17 protein-coding genes are annotated in these 20,543 nt (G+C 43.7%); 1 reads left to right on the forward strand and 16 read right to left on the reverse strand.

Annotated elements, in window-relative coordinates; all coding sequences use genetic code 11:
• Positions 1–61: 61 nt before the first annotated feature.
• From Q1X33_RS01920 to Q1X33_RS01935, 4 genes are all read right to left on the reverse strand, one after another.
• Positions 62–2,128, reverse strand: a complete 2,067-nt coding sequence (locus Q1X33_RS01920; protein ID WP_208773656.1) for a beta-galactosidase — start codon at positions 2,126–2,128, stop codon at positions 62–64.
• Positions 2,129–2,137: 9 nt separating this feature from the next.
• Positions 2,138–2,992, reverse strand: a complete 855-nt coding sequence (locus Q1X33_RS01925) for a sugar ABC transporter permease (RefSeq protein WP_010747791.1) — start codon at positions 2,990–2,992, stop codon at positions 2,138–2,140.
• Positions 2,993–2,995: 3 nt separating this feature from the next.
• Complete coding sequence (locus Q1X33_RS01930) at positions 2,996–4,231, reverse strand: carbohydrate ABC transporter permease (protein ID WP_016608233.1); 1,236 nt, start codon at positions 4,229–4,231, stop codon at positions 2,996–2,998.
• 138 nt (positions 4,232–4,369) lie between these two features.
• Entirely contained in the window at positions 4,370–5,641 is a 1,272-nt protein-coding gene (locus Q1X33_RS01935) for an extracellular solute-binding protein (RefSeq protein ID WP_301969507.1), read from the reverse strand.
• A gap of 254 nt (positions 5,642–5,895) precedes the next feature.
• Here Q1X33_RS01935 and Q1X33_RS01940 point away from each other — a divergent pair, with 254 nt between their 5' ends.
• Positions 5,896–6,894: a LacI family DNA-binding transcriptional regulator gene (locus Q1X33_RS01940; protein WP_301969508.1), complete on the forward strand. Its 999-nt coding sequence runs from the start codon at positions 5,896–5,898 to the stop codon at positions 6,892–6,894.
• An 82-nt stretch (positions 6,895–6,976) separates the two neighbouring features.
• Here the strand turns inward: Q1X33_RS01940 and Q1X33_RS01945 are convergent, their stop codons facing one another.
• The 12 genes from Q1X33_RS01945 to Q1X33_RS02000 form a co-directional block, all read right to left on the reverse strand.
• A complete protein-coding gene (locus Q1X33_RS01945; protein ID WP_015509317.1) occupies positions 6,977–7,498 on the reverse strand; it encodes a GNAT family N-acetyltransferase in 522 nt (173 codons plus the stop codon).
• 17 nt (positions 7,499–7,515) lie between these two features.
• Entirely contained in the window at positions 7,516–8,277 is a 762-nt protein-coding gene (locus Q1X33_RS01950) for a YibE/F family protein (protein WP_301969509.1), read from the reverse strand.
• Positions 8,274–9,305 (reverse strand): YibE/F family protein, encoded by a 1,032-nt coding sequence (locus Q1X33_RS01955; RefSeq protein ID WP_194186040.1) that lies wholly within the window; start codon positions 9,303–9,305, stop codon positions 8,274–8,276. The genes Q1X33_RS01950 and Q1X33_RS01955 overlap by 4 nt, the downstream gene beginning before the upstream one ends.
• 168 nt (positions 9,306–9,473) lie before the next feature.
• Positions 9,474–10,433 carry a D-2-hydroxyacid dehydrogenase gene (locus tag Q1X33_RS01960; RefSeq protein ID WP_194186041.1) on the reverse strand — a complete coding sequence of 320 codons (960 nt, stop codon included), beginning with the start codon at positions 10,431–10,433 and terminating at the stop codon, positions 9,474–9,476.
• A complete protein-coding gene (locus tag Q1X33_RS01965; protein ID WP_016608255.1) occupies positions 10,430–11,761 on the reverse strand; it encodes an APC family permease in 1,332 nt (443 codons plus the stop codon). Before Q1X33_RS01965 ends, Q1X33_RS01960 begins: the two co-directional genes overlap by 4 nt.
• A gap of 123 nt (positions 11,762–11,884) precedes the next feature.
• Entirely contained in the window at positions 11,885–13,105 is a 1,221-nt protein-coding gene (locus tag Q1X33_RS01970) for a sugar MFS transporter (protein WP_301969510.1), read from the reverse strand.
• A gap of 188 nt (positions 13,106–13,293) precedes the next feature.
• Entirely contained in the window at positions 13,294–13,893 is a 600-nt protein-coding gene (locus Q1X33_RS01975) for a YitT family protein (protein ID WP_194185456.1), read from the reverse strand.
• Between the two features lie 107 nt (positions 13,894–14,000).
• Positions 14,001–15,485, reverse strand: a complete 1,485-nt coding sequence (locus Q1X33_RS01980) for a response regulator transcription factor (RefSeq protein WP_301969511.1) — start codon at positions 15,483–15,485, stop codon at positions 14,001–14,003.
• Entirely contained in the window at positions 15,478–17,226 is a 1,749-nt protein-coding gene (locus Q1X33_RS01985) for a sensor histidine kinase (protein ID WP_081116591.1), read from the reverse strand. The genes Q1X33_RS01980 and Q1X33_RS01985 overlap by 8 nt, the downstream gene beginning before the upstream one ends.
• Positions 17,219–17,839, reverse strand: coding sequence for a DUF624 domain-containing protein (locus tag Q1X33_RS01990; RefSeq protein WP_010747780.1), 621 nt, complete (start codon positions 17,837–17,839; stop codon positions 17,219–17,221). Before Q1X33_RS01990 ends, Q1X33_RS01985 begins: the two co-directional genes overlap by 8 nt.
• A gap of 278 nt (positions 17,840–18,117) precedes the next feature.
• The gene (locus Q1X33_RS01995) at positions 18,118–19,587 is read right to left on the reverse strand and encodes an ABC transporter substrate-binding protein (RefSeq protein WP_005225517.1); all 1,470 of its coding nucleotides are present in this window, start codon (positions 19,585–19,587) and stop codon (positions 18,118–18,120) included.
• Positions 19,588–19,614: 27 nt separating this feature from the next.
• Positions 19,615–20,535: a carbohydrate ABC transporter permease gene (locus tag Q1X33_RS02000; protein ID WP_005225516.1), complete on the reverse strand. Its 921-nt coding sequence runs from the start codon at positions 20,533–20,535 to the stop codon at positions 19,615–19,617.
• Positions 20,536–20,543 lie beyond the last annotated feature (8 nt).

Raw genomic sequence — 20,543 nt, forward strand, 5'->3', positions numbered from 1 at the left:
TACTTACGTTTTTTTCATCAACGTAAGTACTTCTTTTTTCATATAATTGACACAATAGTTTTTATTGTTCTGGTGCTGTCACTTTGATAATTTGCACCTCATAAGGCGCCAACTGAAGCTTTTGGTTTGTCGTTTTTCCAGTAAGCAAATCGATTCCTGAAGTTGCTACCTCTACTTCTTGATTTTCTTCGGAAAAATTCATCACAAAATAATAGGTGGTCGGAGCGAGCTGCTCTTGCTGACTTTCTCTACTTTGGATCGACACGCTCGTTGAACCTTGACGGACCCACTCATTTTGTAAGCGAAGCTGTTGTGTTACTTCTTGATAGAAGTCTTCCAAAAAGGCTTGATCCGTCCGTCCCCCAAGATAGTAGGCACTTCCTTCGCCATAATCATTTGCGGTCACTGCAGCTTGACCTTGATAAAAATCAGCACCGTAGACCCCTAACGTTTGGGCAGTGTTTGTTTGAACAACACTACAATAATCATGAATTTGGTACTGCTGCTCCTTCATTAAAAGCAGATTTTTTTGTTTCGGATATAACGTATCGATTTCTTTCACAGACACACCAAACAGTTCTTCTAACTCTTGGGGCCAGCCCCCTAAATAGGTCAAGTCCGTTTCATTCACGATCCCCGTCAAATAAGTGGAAACCAGCGTCCCGCCATTTTTCGTATACTGTTGAAACTTTTTCATAGTTTCTTTTGGTAAAAGGTAAAGCATCGGAGCGATGATCAATTGGTAAGAGTCAAAGTCATGGTCTTTCGTGATGACATCAACCGCGATGTCATGATCCCAAAAATAGCGATAATGCTCTTGCAACGTTTGTGGGTAGCGTTTGCTCTCCAAACCAAAACCTTGCGCATCATTGAGCGCCCAATTGTTATCCCAATCATAGATGATCGCCACTTTGGCTTTTTTGTGCAATCCTTTGATTTCTTTGATTTCTTCTAAGGCTTTTCCCACTTCTGCTACATCTTGAAAAACACGATTCTGTTCGTCGTTGTCATGGTCCACGACGGCCCCATGGAACTTCTCAGATGAGCCTCGAGATTTTCGCCATTGGAAATAAAGATTACTATCTGAACCGTGAGCAATAAATTGCATAGAAGACAACAGATGCATCCCGGGGCGTTTCGTGCGATTGACTGGATGCCAATTCACACCACTAGGGGTTGATTCCATGATCAAAAAGGGTTGCTTTTTCAAGCTACGGTACTGATCATTGATAAACCCAACCTTACTTGCCAAATCAGCGGTCGTTCCCCAATCATTATGCCAAGCAGGATAACAATCCCAACTAATGACATCTACATGCTGGGCAAATTTTCCATAATCAAGGCTATAAAAGGGAATCAAATCTCGGGTATCTGCCATGAAATTCGTTGTGATCGGCACATCTGGAGACAAACGACGAATGTCTTTGATCTCATGTTCATAGAAATCAATGGTCTGATCGGTCACAAAACGATGCCAGTCTAGATTTAGTCCATGAACTTGCATTTCGCCGATCGGTGAAGGAGATTCGATTTGCGACCAATCGGTGATCGTATGGCTCCAGAAAGGTCCCCACCAGGCCTCATTCAAGGCTGCTAATGTTTGGTACTTCTGCTTGACCCACTGACGAAAGTTTTCTTGGCAAATGGGACAATGACAATCTCCAGAATACTCATTGGAAATATGCCACATCAATAGTGCTGGGTGATCGTGGTAGCGTTCAGCTAATTTCCGATTGATGATCGCCACTTTCTCACGATAGATTGGTGAAGAAAAGCAGTGATTGTGACGCCCGCCGTGTAACATTTTTTCCCGTTTTTCATTGGTTCGTAGAACTTCAGGGTATGCTTTAGACAACCAGGCAGGACGCGCGCCGCTTGGCGTCGCTAAAATGACGTTGCTGTTTCGTTCGGCTAGCTCATCCATGATTTTGTCTAACCATTCAAATTGAAACACCCCTTCTGCTGGCTCTAAGGCACTCCAAGCAAAAATACCAAGGGAAAATGTATTAGCATGAGCTTTTTCCATTAGTTCTAAATCTTTGGCTAAGATCTCGGGATAATTTAGCCACTGGTCAGGATTATAATCCCCACCATGTAAAAAGCGTTCTTCTAAGTTATATCTTGTCATCTTCTCTTCCTATCCTTTTGTGCCACCAGCGGTCAAACCGGAGACAAAATGTTTTTGTAATGCAATAAAGACGAGCGCGATCGGAATACTGATCAAAATAGCCCCTGCCGCAAAAGTTGTATAGCTGGCTCCCATTTTATCCGTGACTAATTTGTATAACCCGATGGGTAATGTATAGTACTCAGGATTACGTAAAATCACAGAAGACAGGGCAAAGTCTCCAAGTGGTCCAGTAAAGCCATTCATGGCAACGACTGCCAGCATGGGTCGTGATAAAGGAATCAAAATTTGCCAGAATATTCGCGTATTGCTTGCGCCATCTATCTTGGCACTCTCGTCTAAATCTAACGGGATCGAGTCAAAATACCCTTTCAATAAGTACGTGTTCATGGGAATCTGGCCCCCAACGTAAATCAAGATCAGCAACCAATGGCTATTGATCAAGCCGAGCATTTGCGCCAATACAAAAATTGCGATCAAGGCAGAGAACTGCGGGATCATTTGTAGTAGTAAGAACAGCATCAACCCATTTTTACGGCCTGTAAAACGAAATCGTGAAAAGGAATACGCCGTCATGGAGACAAAAATCAGTGACAAGAACATGGTGCATACACTGATTTTTAATGAATTCAAATACCATTGACTATAATAAAGCGAGTTGTCACCAGCAAACAATTTCGTGTAGTGACTTAATGTCGGACTCGTCGGAATCAAACTCGTACTTACTAAACTGTTCCCAGGATTAAAACTAGCACCGATCGTCCAAAGTAAAGGGTAGACGATCACTACTACCGTAAAAATCAGTACGAGATACGTCAAGGATAGGCGGACAAATTTTTGTTTCTTCATACTTGCTGCCTTCATATCTTATCCAACCTCCTTGAATGAATTTGTTCGGCGGAATTGCCATAAAGCAATCGCGATCACGACGATCGATAAGAGAATCGTCAACGCTGCTGCCAGTGCATATTGACTATTTTGCATCGTTAGCTTATAGATCCACGAAACCAAAATATCGGTACCACCAGCGGTCGAACCAGGAACTGCTGGTCCACCAGAATTAAACAGATAAATGATATTGAAATTGTTGAAGTTAAACGTATATTGCGTAATCAAAATCGGTGCCATTGCATAAAGCAATAATGGCAATGTGATTCGGCGGAATTTTTGTAAAGCTGAAGCACCATCGATGGTCGCCGCCTCATACAAATCATCAGGAATGGATTGCAGCGTTCCTGTAGTCACGATAAAAATATACGGAAAGCCTAGCCAGCCTTGAATCAGTAGCAAAGCTAAGCGGGTCCAATTCGCACTCGTTAGCCAAGGAATCGGTGAAATCTGGAAGAAATTCAAAATCGAATGATTGATCGCACCAAAGGAATCATTGAACATTCCTGAAAACACCAAAATCGTAACAAATCCCGGAACTGCCCATGGGAGGATCAAAATCGTTCGAAAGAACTTTTTGAGTCGTAATTCTTTTTGATGCACCAGCACCGCTAAAAATATTCCGATAGAAACTTGTAACGTTGAGGCGATCAAGGTCCAGATAACTGTCCAGCCCAGAACATTGAAGAAGGTACTACGCCAAATATCGACAGTAAAAATCTTCTTAAAGGTCTCTAATCCCACCCAATCTGCTAAATTGGCAGGTGCAGAATGATACAGATCATAGTTCGTAAAAGCTAACGCGATACTAAAGAGAATCGGAAAAATAACAGAAAACACGAGTAAGAAAAATGCTGGGCTACTCATTAAATAAGGATAGCCTTCTCTTAATAGTGCCTGGTAGCTTTCACGGATAGAGTTGACTGGTAGCTCATTGTCTCTTAATTCACCGTTTTTATAGGCATCACGGATGTTTAAATAATAGAACAACAGACCAAAACCGATGACGATCAAGGCAACTAATCCTTCTGCTAATAAAAAGATGGAATTGTCTCTCGGCACTTCCACGCCTAATGTCACGATGCCCCAAAGTCCCATATTAAATAAATCTTTAAAGACGACAAGATACATAGCAAAAAAGAAGAAAAATAAAGCGCCTTTGATTTTTTGCCGATTATAAAATTGACCGAATCCTGGTATGATCGAGAATAGCATTGCTCGTTTTGCATACGACTGCGTGTTTTTCACATTTTCGCCCCCTGTAAGAAAAAGCCGCTGACAAACGTTTCGTTCGGCCTTACTTGATTCCTAGTGATGAATGACCTCCGAAACGTTTGTCCTTGAGACGACTTTCTAGTTTTGAATTGCCGCAATGGCTGATTTGATCTGTTCGACTGCTTGTGATAAAGCTGTTTTCGGTTCAGCCTTTCCAGTAGCAATGGTTTGCAATGCGGCATCCATTGGTTCCCATACTGAATTCATTTCAGTGATCCCAGGCGTTAGTTCTGCGTGTTGGGACTGAGCGGCAATGGCTGCAGCACTTTCACTTTCTTGAACTGCTGGATCATCTGCCAATGAAGCAACCGCTGGTACTTCCTGTGTTTTTTCATAACGAACTTTTGAATTTTCCTCATTGCTGATAAATTTGACGAACGCTTCAGCTAATTCAGGGTTTTGGGAATAGCTACTTACGTTGTAGCTTTTGACACCGATAAAGGAACCCATATGTTCACCATTGCCTAATAATGGCAATTCTTTCACACCATAGTCGATTCCTGCTTCTTTATAAGGAGATAAGTTCCATGGTCCCGAGACGACGGCTGCAGCTTTTCCTTCCGTAAATAAAGAGTCCAACACATTGATTCCTTGTTCGCCGACCAATCCCGATGGAAAAACACCTGCATCATAAAACTGTTGGATATAGTCTGCCCCTTCGATCGCGCCTTCATTAGCTAATCCAATATCTTCAGGGTCATAGGATCCATCGGCATTCTCGCCAAAAACATAACCGCCATAACCGCTCAATACACCTTGTGCGTAATAAATTTGATCCCATAATGCCAGTAAGCCATAACTGTCAGCACCTAAAACAGACTTGGAATACTCCAGCCACTCATCCGTTGTCTGTGGCAAGTCATCTTCGGAAATTAGTTCTTTGTTATAATACAAAATTTGTGTTTCAACCGCTTTTGGTAAGCCGTAGACTTTGCCGTCAACGATTTGCGATTGCATTGCTGATTCTGTATACAGCTCTTGTAGCGTTTGATCGACTGTTAATTCTTTCAACAAACCTTCGGTAACGGCTGTACCGATTTGATCGCCAGGAATCGTGATGACATCCGCACCTGTACCAGCGGGTCCATCCAATCGTAAATCTTCGATCTGTCCACCATAGGCTTTTTCGACCACTTTGATCGTCACATCGTGTTCTTCTTCAAATTGTTTGACTGCCTCTTCAATCCCAACTGATTTTGCTTGGTCTTCCCAGACCAATAGATCATAGTCCTTATTGCTGCCACTATTTGCTGCAGTACTATCTGTCCCTTCACTTTGTGGACCGCAAGCACCTAATCCTAAAGCTGCTACACTTAAAAAAAGAACTCGAGACATTTTTTTCATCATCATTTCTCCACCTTTTCTTTATTTTGCAAACGCTATCTTCTTGTTTATAATAAATTATTTTACTTAATATGTAAATAGTTTTACTAAATTAATTTCTTCAACGGAGTAAATAAACGGATAAAATCAAGGTTTATCTCAAAAATAATTTTTCAAAATACCACCACGCTCTAAACTTTCACTATTGAGTAAATATATTTAGTAAATTCATTTACTTGGTAAAGTTGTTAGCGTATACTAGAAGAAAGAGGTGAAGAAGATTGGTTACAATAAAAAAAATTGCCGAGCAATCAGGCTTTTCACAAGCGACTGTTTCCCGATTATTGAAAGGCGACGAATCGTTGTCGATCGCTGCCGATACGCGTCAAAAAATTATTCATACCGCTTTATCACTAGGTTATGATCGCTCAAAAATAAAAACAACACTAGAAAAAATCGCCGTCCTTTTCTGGCTGACAGAACAAGAAGAGCTGCAAGATGTCTATTTTCGACAATTGCGTATCTCTTTAGAAAAATATGCGAAAATCAACAATTTGGAAATTCAACTGATCACCCATGAAGATGATGTTTTAGAAACACTGCAAGAAGTCGCCGGATTTATTGGGATTGGCTCTTTCACTGAGAAAGAAACGCAGCAGTTCAAATCCGTTTGCCCCTATGGCGTCCTTTTGGAAATCAACCCCTGTCCAGAGTTGTTCGATACGGTCAAACCTGATACTGATCGAATGACGCAACTGGCGATCGATCTATTTTTAACAAAAGGATACCGAAAGATCGGCTTTATTGGTGGTGCTTATCTAAATCCTGATACCCAACGTGCAGAAATGGATAGTCGCGAGGTCATCTTCCGTCAAACGCTGGCTCGTCGAGATGCGCTCGATGAGGCGTTCTTATTTAGTGGTGGCAATTTTTCCGTTGAAACCGGCTATCGTTTGGCGAAAAAAATGGTGGAATCCCTTGGTGACAATTTGCCAGAGGCGCTCTTTGTGGCTTCTGACACCATTGCAGTTGGTGTGCTCCAAGCGTTAAACGAACGATCCATCATCATTCCTGATCGCTTGGAATTAATCAGTATCAACGACAATGAGATCGCAAAATTTGTGGCTCCCCCTCTAACAACGTTTAAAATTGATGTGGAGGAAATCGCCAAAACCGCGATCGATTTATTGGTGGATCAGATCGTTCATCCTCGAGCGATCACCAAAACAGTCCTTTTAGGGGCTGAACTCATCGAACGAAAAAGCTTTAAGCAAGCATAAAAAACGCCCCTAGAAAGTTAGAAAAAGCTAACTTTCTAAGGGCGTTTTATTGTCTAAATCGAAAAAAGCACTCTTTCGTTTTTCACATCTCTTTCGCCACAGCATACACAAGATGCGGCATGTCCACTTGCCGATAGTGTTTGACAAAGCGATCCACCAGCTTCATTCCATTGCGCAATGCCACATTTATGGAGGCTTGATTGGTCTCACGAATGATCGAATAAACACTGGCGGCATTCAGCGTTGCAAACGCATAGTCTTTACAAGCCTGGGCGGCTTCTGTGGCAAACCCATGATGCCAGAAGTTCTTTTGAAACAAGTACCCAATTTCTAAAACGGCTTCTCCCTTGACGTCTTGCCATGTCAACCCGCATTGACCGATCGCTTGCCCGGATGCTTTCTCAATCACTAGCCACAAGCCAATGTGATCGTTTTGATAGCGTTGCAGCTGTTTGTCGATCCAACCAGTGACTTCTTGCTCACTGAAGGGTCCTTCATAGGCAATCATAACTTCTGGATCTTGCAAAATCTTTTCAATCGCTGGTCGATCGTCATGACTCATTTCTCGCAGCACTAATCGCTTAGTTTCAATTAGTGGTTCCATGGTGGTTGCGCTCCTTCCTATTCCATTCGGTTTCTTTTCAAAAAATACCAACTTGCTGCCCATGCGGTGATGGGTAAAATAATCACCGCTGCCAGACCCGTGATCAAACAAACGACCAATTCTGAGACGAACGCCTTCGAATTGATCATTTCACCAACGGAGATCGACAAATCTTGAAACCACGCAATCAACGCCAGATTACTTCCCATAAAGGCAAACAATAAGGTATTGATCGTTGAAGACAATACGTCTGATACCACGGTCATACTACTTTTACTTAATGCCTTGATCGAGACTTGCGGGTTTGCTTGAAAAAGTTCATAGGTCGCAGTGCTGATCGCCATACTCCCATCTGCCACCGCCCCCGAAAAACTCATCAAAATGATCGCAGTCATCAATGTCTTAAAATCGATGGCTACATCAAAGGAATACATCGCCAACTCATCCAGTTCCTCTGCCGAAAATCCATGCAGATTCATTGCAGAGAGCACAAGCGGAAATAGTAGTAGAAAAAGCCTTAGAAAGACCAACACACAGACAAAGGCAATTTTGGTTTTCTGATTGACGCCGTTCACGAAAAACAAGGTGATCGCCGCCACGGCTAAAAAGGCAACACAAGCCGCTGGTAAGATTGGTGTCCCTCGGTCAATCAGGACCAGCAGCGCTAGAAAGACAGCCACATTCATAAACAGACCAGTGACTTGAAACAGCCCTTCGATCCGAAAAACAGCAAAGGTCAGCAAGAGAAAAAGCAAGATCAACACAAACAAAACATTCATTTTGCTTTCCTCCTTTGTAGTTCAAAGCAAAGGAGCGTCAACGGTACCGATAAAACTAGCGCAAAGCCGCCGCATAATGTACGCACTATTTCTAAAGAAAGATGCATCGGCAATGCTTGCGACAGCAGCCAGCCATTTGCTAGGTAAAACAATAGCGCTGGCATACTCCCACTTAAATAAGCAAACAACAAGACATTGATCATCGAAGAAGTCGTATCTTGCGCGATGGACCGACCGATCGCTAATCGCTCCTTGCGGCTAGTCTGGGGATTGATGCGCTGGATCTCATCTAGACTGGCAATCAGCATGACAATATTGTCCATGCTGGCACCAATCGCGCCAATCAGCAGACTCCCTAGATAGACACTGCGATACGGACGGGTCAGAAACGACATTTCTTCATAGCGCAACCCATGATCTTGCAAAAGATCCATGGCGAACCGACAGAGAAAAAACGCCAAGAGGACGCTGGCTAACGAGGCAATGATTTTGCGGCTGTCGATCGTACGAAAGCCATAGGAAATCCCCATCGTCAAAACCAATGAGACGATCGTAAAAACGATCATCAAAAAGACCAATGAAAAGGAGCTGTTGTCTTTGTGAAACCAAAGAAAAAGGAGCAGCAAGCCAGTATTCACAAAGATACTAAGTAAAGCCCGCAAGCCCTTCTTGCCACCAATTGCGACTACTGCCATCAGGAATAAGGCAAGAAAGAAAAAGAGATACCCATCCCTTTTTTGTGCTTGTACCTGCCAGCCATCCCCTTCTTTTTGCAAAAGCAGCTGTTGTCCGGTCTGATACAACGGATGAATCGCACCGTTCGGGGTGTATTGCGTAGTGACTGTCCGTAGTACCCCCGCTTCTTCTCCATTACGAACGATCCCTTGGATCTGCTGCTGGTCGGCGGTGATTTGAACCGTTTGTACTTCTATGATCGGCTGTGCATAAAAGCGGCCGCTTTGGGTTTGGATCAGCCAGCTCAAGACCAGCACGCTAACAAAGGCCGCTAGATAATAATACTTTTTCAAGACCGTCTCCTTTCATTTTCAGCAAAAAAAGACTTAGACAAACCACCAGTCCTACGACCAATCACCTTGTGAGGCTGGATGACTGGTCGAAATGGTTACTGTGTCGGCGAGACTAACTGCTTTGCTAGTCGCCTGCTTTGTCAAAGTCCTTTTACTTGCTCGTTTTGCTTACACGACATTTTGCGGTGTGCCTGCTTTAAAGCCGCTTAAGTTCGCCACAGCGATCCCCATCAAGCGACGCCGCGTTTCGACGGGTGCCCAAGCGATATGCGGTGTCAAATAGCAATTTGGCGCCTGTAATAAGGGATTGTCAGCTGCGATCGGTTCTTTTGAAACGACATCTGCCGCCAAGGCTGCGATCTGCCCAGTGTGCAGCGCTTCAGCAACTGCCGCTTCATCGATCAAGCCGCCACGGGCGGTATTGATCAGGATCGCAGAAGATTTCATTTGTGCCAATGCGGTGCGATCGATCATTTTTTCTGTCTCAGGAAACTGCGGAACATGAAGGCTGATGATATCTGCTTCTTGATACAATTCCGCCAGCGAAACTTGTTTTGCCCAATTTGCTTGTGCTGGTTTTGGTCGATGATTAAAGTAAATCACCTTCAACTGAAACGCATGAGCGATCGTGGCAACTGCTTGAGCAATCGCACCATATCCAATCAGCCCAATCGTTTTGCCTGCCAATTCCATCAAGGGTGTCTGCCAATAAGAAAAATCTTTGCTGGTTTGCCAGTCGCCCTGATGTACGGAACGATTATGGTGTCCCACTTGATTCGTCACTTCCAGCAGCAAAGCAAAGGTCGCTTGTGCCACTGCATTGGTACTGTAGCTAGGAATATTGGTCACGGTGATTCCCTGTTCCTTCGCTGCTGCCAAATCAACGACATTGTATCCAGTTGCCAAGACCCCAATGTAGGTCAATTGCGGACATGCTTTGAGCACATCTGCGGTGATCGGCGTTTTATTTGTCAAAATTGCTTCGGCATCGCCGATTCGCTCAATAATTTCTTGTTTATCTGTATACGAGGTACGATCATACACCGTCACCTCTCCTAATTCTTCAAACCCTTGCCAAGACAAATCTCCTGGATTCAACGCATAGCCATCAAGTACAACGATCTTCATTCTTTCGCTCCTCTCGCTTTTCCTTTTGCTTTTCCATAAAAAACAGGAATTCCTAGTAATGTCACGCCAATTCCCACGACTGCTAACCACGTGTCAGTGATCAAGGTCATGATCAAGATAAAACAGCCACCTAAGATCGCAATCAAGGGAATGATTGGATAGAAGGGAACTTTATACGGACGCTTCATCTGCGGTTCTGTTTTTCGCAAACGAAAAACTCCTACAAATAATAATACACTAAAGAACCACATAACAAAAACCAGCATATCGGTCAAGAGATCAAAGGTGCCTAAAAGCATCATGATACACGCGATCCCTAATTGTAAAAAAGCCGCCGCATAGGGTGCATTGGTGGTTTTACTTAAAGTGGCAAAGGTCTTGCTGAAAGGAATCTCATCTTCCAACGCCATGGCATATGGGACCCGCAAGCCAGTCATTGTATAGCCGTTCAATGCGCCATACACAGAGATCAGGATACCGATCGTGACCAGTTTTCCGCCAAAGCTACCAAACAAGGCCATCGCAGTTTCTGAGGCACTGTTCAAATTACCAGCGATTTGATCGATCGGCAATGTTTTTAAAAAGGCAACATTGATCAACACATACACCAAGGTAACAAAACTCAACCCAAAGATGATGGCTTTTGGTAAATCTTTTTCGGGTCGCTTCATTTCCCCAGCGACATTACCGACTCCCATCCAGCCGTCATAAGCAAAAAGGGTTGCTAAGAGGGCACTACTGATGCCAGCTGCAAGCGATCCTTGAGTATTGGAAGAAAAATCCACCAATGAGACCGATACTTGCCCTGGTGTCAACAGGCCCGCCACGATGATCACCGCAATCGGGATCAGCTTGACTGCTAACGTGATGGACTGGACTTGAGCAGCGGCTTTTGTTCCCAAAAGATTGATCAAGGTCACACTCGTTCCGGTCAAAATCGATAAAGGAAGCAAATAATTGCTGGGTAGATGAAATAAGTTCAAACACTGGGTCGCAAAAATAATACTTAAAGCCGCCACGTTTGCTGGAAAGTAAATGATACTTTGTGCCCAGCCTAATAAAAAGGAGGGTAATTTTCCATAAATTCTTTCAATATATCGAATGGGTCCGCCAGTCTCAGGAATCGCCGTCGCTAACTCCGCCACGGTCAAGCCGCCGCAAATCGTTAGAAAGCCGGCAAGCAGCCAGACCAACAAGGTCAAACCGGTGGATTGGGTCTGCTGGACCACAGCCGCTGCTTTGAAAAACACGCCGGCGCCGATCACCGTTCCCATTACTGTCGATAATGCCCCAAAAAAACTGATTTCTTTTTTCAATTGACTTTTCACAACATCACATCCTTTTTAAATGAATAAGTCAAAGTATAGCGGATAGAAACTATCTTGACTAGAGGAATTTCAGAAAACAAAAAGCAAATACCATGAAAAGACGGCATTTGCTCCAAAATTTTTTTATTCTTTTGTGGATTCTTGAAAAACCAGCAACGGAAGCTGTCGTTTTTTGTGCATTTGTTGAACCAAATAAATTCCTGCCAGCAAGATGATCGGGAAAACGATCGCCCCTAGAATCCCAACCTGCAGCTGTTGTCCCGTCCATTCGACGATACTGCCGACGAAAGCGGGTCCGATTGAACACCCTAAATCTCCTGCTAATGCCAAATAAGCAAATAGCGCCGTTCCGCCGTTGCGAATGTATTGCGCAGAAAGACTAAAGACCCCTGGCCACATGATCCCTACGGCAAAACCGCTTAAGCCGCAGCCAAGGAACCCGATCAATGGCAATGAAGCAAAGCCGATCATCATATACGCCAGTAGGCAAAGCAAAACACTCAAAAACATAAAGCGTTTCAAATCGATGCGTTCCCCGAACTTGCCGTAAAGCAAGCGGGAGATCCCCATCATCAAGGCAAAAACCATTGGCCCTGCTAAATCGCCTAGCGTCTTACTAACACCTAAGCCCTGTTCGGCAAAGGTCGATGCCCATTGGCTGACTGCTTGTTCGCTGGCTCCAGCACAGACCATCATCACCAGAAACAGCCAAAAGCTTTTCAAGGAAAAGAGCTGCCGAGTGGTCAACCCTCGTTCTCCTCCGGCAACGATTGGCGCCAACGGGACTTTGGTAAAGAAAAACAAATTGACCAACGGGATCAGCGCCCAGATGATCGCCAAAATCGGCCACTGTTGAATACCGAACACCATGAAGAACGCAGTTGAGAACATAACGACCCCCACGTACCCCCAGCAATAAAACGAGTGCAGCATGCTCATCGTTTTTTCCTTATGTTCCGTTGGACAGGCTTCAACGATGGGACTGACTAAGACTTCCAGCAAGCCACCGCCAATGGCATACAACAAAACCGCTGCTAACAATCCGCTAAACGGGGTCGGAAACCATAAGGGAAAAACGGCTAGACCAATCAAGCCGATCGCTGCAAAAAAATGCGCGGCTACGATCGACACTCGATAGCCGATGCGGTCTACAAAAAAGATTGCTGCAAAATCGACGGCTAACTGGGTCAAAAAGTTAAAACTAACCAGCAAAGTAATCTGGCTGATCGGTAGCTGGTATTGGCTTTGAAAGGTCAAAAATAATAAGGGGGCAAAATTATTGATGACGGCTTGAACGATGTACCCTACAAAGCAAGCCGCAATCGTCGAACGATAACTTTTCATTTTCACTTCTCCTTTACTCGTCTTATCAGTATACCAAGTCCAATAAGACAGTAACCATGGAGAAAACACTTTTTTTACCCAGAGAATCTTAAGGAAATCAGGATTTTTCTTCCTTCAGATAATTCCCTTAAATGGAAGCAGCAAAAAAGCTGCCCTTACAGACAGCTTTTTCCGACTTATTCTCAAGGCTAGGCGTTTTTCTTCCGAGCAGCGATGGTTTTCATGGTGGCTTCAAAGATTGGGCCAATAAAGACGATACACAAGAGAGTACCTAACCCAACACTGGCGCCTAGCGCAAAACCGATCAAGACCATGGCTGCATCCAAGCCGATACGGATCGTTTTTTGCGTCAATTTGCTTCGTTTGTAGATCAAGGCAGTCAAGGCTTCTAACGCCGCTGATCCTTTGTTGGAAGAAACGTAGATACCAGCGCCGATCCCAAATAAGATCGGTGCAGCGAAAATAGCGATCCAAGGATAAAAAGGCAAATGAATCGATACTTTGTCCATCACTGGTTCAAAGATCCCAATCAACAGGCCTAAGCCAATCCCGTTGATAAAACTGCCAATGCCTAATTCGGCACGATCAAAGACTGCAACGAACAACAAAACAATAATATTAAAACACAAACTGGCAATCCAAAAAGGGACATCGACGAAATTCAAAATTCCTAGTAAAAACGTACTGATCGTATCATAACCTTGATGGGCGGTGATCAATAAGGAAATGGCCAACGCAATCAGCCCGGTACCTATCAAAACTTGTGCAAATTTTTTGGTTTCTTTCACAACATCACGCTCTCTTCTTTATTTTTCCTCTCTTAGTTTACCGTGAAAGCGTCACAATTACTATCATTTAATCACAAAAACCAGAATTTTTTTGAAGAAATCTAAATTCAATCAAGGGATTCATAATGCTGTTCATAGGTATCGCGAAACTCTTTGGGGGTCAGACCATTCAATTTCTTAAACATTTTGGAAAAATAGTTGGTATTGTTGTAACCAATACGATCGCCGATCTCACTGATCGTAGCTTTCGAATGAAGCAGCAGCTGCTGGGCTTGCTTGATCCGCACCAGATTGACGTACTGATTAAAGCTCATTTCCGTTTCTTTCTTAAAGAGCTGGCCCAAATAAACGACGCTGACATGCAGTTCTTCTGCCGCTGATTTGACCGTCAAATCATGGGTATAGCCTTCTTCGATCAGTTGGATCGTCTTTTGAACGATCTCCGAATAGCGTTTTTGCGGTGGCTGCGATTTCGCCAGCTCCAGCACATCATCAAAGAGCTGCCGCAAATCTGCCAGTGTATTAGACTCACGAATCCGTGCCAAAATCTGTTCATGGTTTTCATGGGAAAGTACTGGTAACTGCCGATAAATATCGTTGAACAACAAGAACGAAACATAGCGAACATGCTCAGGGTCTGCTTGGGTTTGTTCCAAAATAGCGAACATTTTATCCAGCTCATGTTGGATCGTTTTGACATCCCCAATGGTCAATGCTTTGTTAAAAGACAGAAACGGGAGTTCTTCGTTTCGCTCTAAAATATCCACGTGGATCGTCTGTTCTTGTAAGAACAGATCCGGGTAGAAGGCTTGCAGTGACTGAACCTGTTTGATTTTTTCATAGGCTTTATACAAATTCTCCCACTCGTTGATGGTCTCGCTCATGATCAACTGCCAGTCTGTACTATTGAGCTGCTGTGCCAGTGCTTTTAGGTCAGCGTTGATTTGCTGCCTTGGTCCAGCAGCAGTAATGATCACTTGGTTTTCATCTAATCGCCCTGGTAAGATCAATGGCTGATCGTGTTGCTGAAAAAACGTCGTGATTTTTTGTAAGATCTCAGCAGTCCCATTGAACTGCAAAACGGTAAAGGGTGCTGCTAGTGGCACCCGCTGTTGCGCCAGCAAATGGAGGTACTCGCTTTCGTTCAATTCATCATTCAACCAAAGCAGCAGGCTTGATTCTTGATACAGTTCTTTTTCTGCCAACAGTTTTTGCTGCTCCTCTAACTCAGCTGCAATCGCTTGTACACTGCTGCGTAGTTCTTCTTTGTTAACAGGTTTGACGAGATAATTACGCACACCTAACGCCATGCCTTGTTTGACAAAGGCAAACTCCTGATAGCCTGACAGAATGATCGAGAAAAATCGATTCCCAAACGCTTGTGCTTGACGGATCATATCGATGCCGTTCATTTCTAGCATCCGAATATCCGTGATCAGCAAATCAACGGAATGCTCTTGCAAGTACTCGAGGGCTTCACTAGCACTTTTCGCTGTATGCACCACTTCAAAGCCCAATTCTTGCCAAGGCAAGATCATTTGCAGCCCCTGCAAGATCATGTATTCATCATCAACGAACATTGCTTTATACATCTGTCTCATGCCCCCTTTGCAAACGTTTCTCATCTAAGCGGATCTTGACCGTAAACCCAGCACCTGCCTGAGACGTAACGTCCATTTGATAGGCGCCGTTGAACATGCCCCGCAACCGTTCGTGAACATTTTTGATCCCGATCGAGGTTTGGGCTCCGATCTCCTGATTTTGCAGTTCTTCTTGGATCATCGCCAACTGCTGTGCATCTGCGCCTTTGCCGTTGTCTTTGACCTCAATCACGATCTGTTCGACTTCTTTATAAGCCTTGATACTGATGGCATTATCATTGCGCTGATAATCGATGCCGTGAACAAAATAGTTTTCGACAAGCGGCTGCAGCGTGAACTTCGGCAATTCCAACTGTTCTAATGCCGAATCGATGGTTACATGATAGGCGATCTTATCTGGGTAGCGCATCTGAAACAAGTAGACATATTTTTCACAAAAATCGATTTCTTCTTTTAAGGTCTTCGTCTTTTCTTGCGTCGTATTGTTCCGTAGCAGTGCCGAAAAGGCATAGACGACATCCGCCAGCTCTTCTTGGTTGCGACTCAAGGCATACATTCGAATGTATTCTAACGTATTATACAGAAAATGCGGATTGATCTGTGCTTGCAGCGCCCGCATATCGGCGTCTCGCTGCTTGATCTCTAACGTGTAGATGTCTTTGATATACTCGTTGATACTGTAAGTCATTTGATTGATGGCTTCTGCGATTTCTTTCAGCTCTTGTTGGACATTGGCGGTATCGATCCGCTTATCAAAATTTCCTTGACTGACTTCTTTCGTCGCATAGACGATCTGCTGTACTTGCGAGGTATAGCGCTTGAAGGTCCGATGGAGCACCCATAGAACCAATAAGAGAATCCCAATCCCAAAGCTAAAAATCCAAATGGCGCTGGAAAAAATATCCCGCCAGATCACACCTTTTGACAACAAGATCAGTGACAACTCTCCGCTGACGGTCGTTTGTTTTTTGATATAAAAGTCTTTCGACAGAGTGTCGTGAATAGTTCCATGAGCCACCGCCTGATCAATTTTCGCTAAGGTCTGCTTGCTAAGGTTTGCGGCATCCTTGTATAGCCGCTGACCATTGGAGGTATACAAAAAACTGTTGATACCATGCGCTTGGTTGTCTTCTTGTCGATTGGCTAAGACATCGTCTGAGTGAAAAATCACGTAGACTTGCCCTAACGGTTGCGCATAATTACTTGGTTGGGCGATCGAACGAACAAAAAACAGACGATTTTTCAAATCGATCTGCTTGCCGCTGCGTTTTTCTCCATAAGGGGTATCTGGGGTTGCCACTAGTGTCTCATTGCTTTCATCTAGTTGAATAATGATCTCTTCGATACTAGGATGATTACGGATCAAGCGATAGAGGATGTTTGGCAAATACACACTTTGTCCCGTCTGGCGAAAAATATCATTACTATAGGAAAAATAGTCTGGCAATGAAAGCTGTAAATAATTGCGCAGCGATTCAAAAGCAGTATCCGAACTGGTAAATTCGCCTAATACCGCTGAGACGACCGCGTTTTGATCCTGCACGTATGCATCCAGCTGCATACTGGTTGCTTCCACGAGGCGTTCGCTGCTATTGAAGCGGTCTGCCCCAGTATATGCCGTCAGAACCAGCATGATAATAATCGAGATGATCACCAAAAGGACGCTATACAACTGCATCAACTGATTGATCAAAAAGTCATGTTTAAACAAACGAAAGCGCTGCTTAGTCATGTGCCAAGTCCCGATCAATGACGGTTTTTTCCTGACTGATCGCCACGTGGCACCACAAAATCAATAGACTGAAGGTTCCAAAGAGCAAGAGCCCTTTCATCATCCAAGTAAAAGCGAAAATACTGGCAATCCCCACTAACAATTTTAGAAAGGTCGCCATATGAAGAAACAGACACACGAAGGACAATTTCAGGTTATTCCACAGGGAAATCTCATAGGATGTGTCAAAAACCACACTTAGTAAGTACAGTAAGATACTCAATCCGCTGACGACAACTAAAACAAAAGAGATCATCAGCCAAATCAAGCCTTGGATCTGGGTAGCTAAATACAAGTTATACACTAAGAAACCTGACAGTAGGAAGAAAAGATAAAACTGTTTATTGGCTTTGACAAAGACGCTGCGCCAAATGCGCCATGCGCTGCGAAAGCTTTGATGCTCATAATTTAGTCCGTCTTCATGGATCAAGGTACTAATGGTATGAAACGCTGGACCGATCCCTAAGATTCCGCCACCTGCCAATGTCAATACGACGAAAAACAAATTCAACTTCACGATCGCCCAAATCAAGCGAAAGCCCTTGACCAACCCACTATTTGCTGTTTCTTCCATTTAAAATTCCTCCCTTATTTGTTCCCTATCGAAAATGTAGCATGATTTTAGCTTCCTACTCAAGCTACCTGAGAATCTTTTAATGCTATGTACGTTTTAGAGGCACTATGCTTGCTGCTTGAAGGTTAAAAAACAAAAGTAACGTTATTTTTTCATCAAAGATTTCGCTACTTACTTTAAAGAAAAAGCAGCCAGAAGCTAGACGTGGGAACCATTGGTCCTGATGCGTTTAGCCTCCGGCTTACTTGATCTATTGATTGGTGAGCGGCGCCTGTTGCTTATTCTTGGCTTGCACGATACTCATCAAATTGTTTTTGCATTTCATCGCGGACCTTCTCCCAGCCAGCGGTTTTTAATTCTTCGTTTAGTTTCGGAACATTTTCTTCTGGATCGATCGTTCCCGTTGCTAAACTTGCTTTGTAACGGTTCATGACATTGGCGATATTCGTGATTTCTGTTTTCACATTATCAGTCTTGAAGTTGAACCCTAAGATTGGTGATGCTTCAGCGTTAGCAATATTTTCATCACGCTCTTTGATCATATCGTCTGTGATGGATTCTTGTGTATAAAGGATCATGTTGTTCCCAGTGTTCCAAGCAGCCATCCGGGTATTTGGCAAGTAGCCATCAAGGAGACGGATTTTGTTATCTTCGCCCTCGATTTTTTCCCATGCTTCGCCTTCGACACCCCAAACCAATCCATTCAACAATTCAGGATCGCTGTTCAACAAGCCCAACACTTCCACTGCTTTTTCTTTGTTTTTCGAAACATTCGCTACGACAAAGTTTGCCATTTGCGCTTGGCCTGTTGATTTTAATTGTTTCGTGATTGGACGTGAAACCAATTCATGACCTGCGGCATTGCTTAAGATCGTATCGCCGTAATCCATTGGTCCTTGGGTTTCTTCACGCATGAACCATGTGTTGCCTTCTAATGGGTAACCAGTCGTATTAGTGGCTGCATCAGTTGGGATCAAGCCTTCGTTATACCATTTGTGCATCAATTTCAAGTTTTCCATTTGTTCATCATCTTCGTATTGATTGATGATCTTCGTTGTATCGCCGTCCAATTTAACAGCAAATGGGTAATCTTTCCCGATTACATAATCATAGTTTCCAGAAACATTAAAGGTTTGTCCGATCGCAAACGGTGCGATGTTTGGTTCTTCTTCTTTAAACTTCTTCAACACGTCTTCGGCATCTGCATAAGATTCGATCCCGCTAATATCCAAATCATATTTATCTAAATACTCTTTATTGAAGGTCAAGACTTGTTGGGCATAAATATTGCCGTTGACTGGAAAGGCATATAATTTTCCGTCGATCGTATTGCCTTTGATATAAGATTCGTCTAATTGATCATACGCTTCTTTGGCATATTTTGGTGCTAACTCCGTCAAATCTGCATACGCGCCTTTTTGCGCATTCGCAACATAGTTTGAGGCAAAGGAAATATCGTAGTTTTCACCCGATGAAATGATGGTACTCATTTTTTGATCCCAATCACCCCAGCCGATATACTGCAGATCGATGCGAGCGTTGGTTTTTTCTTCAATGCGTTTATTGGCGATCTCCATTAATTGATCAAAGTTTTCTGGCTTGTCCCCGACTTGATACATCAATAAAGTCGTTACGCCGTCTGCATTGTTTTCTGAATCGGATGTTGCGCCGTTCGACCCACAGGCAGCCATTCCCAAAGTTGCCGCTGCGGCCATCCCAGCAAAAGCTGTTTTTTTCCACAAATTCATTTTTGTTTCCTCCCTATACTTATTTGATTATTCTTTGACGCCACCAATTGTCAGACCACCGACAAAATACCGTTGGAAGAATGGATAGGTGATCGCAATCGGTAAGGTTGCAACAACAACGATTGCCATGCGAGCAGTTTCGCTTGGCAAAGCGGCCAAACCACCTTGGATCTGGGCAGCCATACCAGAGCTTTTGGCTAGATAGTCCAAGTTGCTTTGAATCCGCATCAAAAGTGCTTGTAACGGCACTAAAGAGTCTTTTTGAATATACAACAATGCATTGAACCAGTCATTCCAATAGCCAAGAGCGGCAAATAGACTGATCGTTGCGATCCCTGGAACGGCTAACGGCAACACGATGGACAGAAAAATCTTCATTTCGCTGGCACCGTCGATGCGCGCAGATTCTATAATACTATCTGGTACCGTCTTTTTAAAGAAGGTCCGCATAACAAGGATATTAAAAGGCCCTAAGGCAAGGGGTAAAATCAACGCCCAAATCGTGTCTTTCAATTGGATCAAGTTGACCATCACTAAGTAATTGGCAACCATCCCTGGCGCAAACAACATGGTGATCAAAGCGAAGATCGTAAAGAAACGACGGAATGGAAAATTTGAGCGAGAGATGACATAGGCATATAGCGAAGTCATCGTTGCATTGACGAAGGTACCAAAAACAGTGATAAAAATAGATACGCCAAATGCTTGGAAAATTTTGCTGCTCATTTGTCCGCTAAACAGGTAGGTATACGCTGCGAACGAAAATTCTTGTGGCCAAAAGCGATAGCCGTTTTCTGCCAAAGAGGTTTCACTGGTCAATGAGATCGCGATCACAAAGAGAAACGGCAAGACACAGGAAATCGCGAACAGACCGATCACGATATTAAAAATCAGGTTGACCGTTGGGTTAAAGGAGCGGATCTCGACTTTCGTTACTTTTTTCTTCATTTATCCAT

Source organism: Enterococcus sp. B2E4, from assembly GCF_030499455.1.
Lineage (GTDB): Bacteria > Bacillota > Bacilli > Lactobacillales > Enterococcaceae > Enterococcus_D > Enterococcus_D casseliflavus.

Excerpts from the sequence above, each read along its gene's own strand:
- Q1X33_RS01920 (WP_208773656.1), bottom strand. The coding sequence starts at position 2,128 with ATGACAAGATATAACTTAGAAGAACGCTTTTTACATGGTGGGGATTAT.
- Q1X33_RS01925 (WP_010747791.1), bottom strand. The coding sequence starts at position 2,992 with ATGAAGGCAGCAAGTATGAAGAAACAAAAATTTGTCCGCCTATCCTTG.
- Q1X33_RS01930 (WP_016608233.1), bottom strand. The coding sequence starts at position 4,231 with ATGCTATTCTCGATCATACCAGGATTCGGTCAATTTTATAATCGGCAA.
- Q1X33_RS01935 (WP_301969507.1), bottom strand. The coding sequence starts at position 5,641 with ATGATGATGAAAAAAATGTCTCGAGTTCTTTTTTTAAGTGTAGCAGCT.
- Q1X33_RS01945 (WP_015509317.1), bottom strand. The coding sequence starts at position 7,498 with ATGGAACCACTAATTGAAACTAAGCGATTAGTGCTGCGAGAAATGAGT.
- Q1X33_RS01950 (WP_301969509.1), bottom strand. The coding sequence starts at position 8,277 with ATGAATGTTTTGTTTGTGTTGATCTTGCTTTTTCTCTTGCTGACCTTT.
- Q1X33_RS01960 (WP_194186041.1), bottom strand. The coding sequence starts at position 10,433 with ATGAAGATCGTTGTACTTGATGGCTATGCGTTGAATCCAGGAGATTTG.
- Q1X33_RS01970 (WP_301969510.1), bottom strand. The coding sequence starts at position 13,105 with ATGAAAAGTTATCGTTCGACGATTGCGGCTTGCTTTGTAGGGTACATC.
- Q1X33_RS01980 (WP_301969511.1), bottom strand. The coding sequence starts at position 15,485 with ATGTATAAAGCAATGTTCGTTGATGATGAATACATGATCTTGCAGGGG.
- Q1X33_RS01985 (WP_081116591.1), bottom strand. The coding sequence starts at position 17,226 with ATGACTAAGCAGCGCTTTCGTTTGTTTAAACATGACTTTTTGATCAAT.
- Q1X33_RS01990 (WP_010747780.1), bottom strand. The coding sequence starts at position 17,839 with ATGGAAGAAACAGCAAATAGTGGGTTGGTCAAGGGCTTTCGCTTGATT.
- Q1X33_RS01995 (WP_005225517.1), bottom strand. The coding sequence starts at position 19,587 with ATGAATTTGTGGAAAAAAACAGCTTTTGCTGGGATGGCCGCAGCGGCA.
- Q1X33_RS02000 (WP_005225516.1), bottom strand. The coding sequence starts at position 20,535 with ATGAAGAAAAAAGTAACGAAAGTCGAGATCCGCTCCTTTAACCCAACG.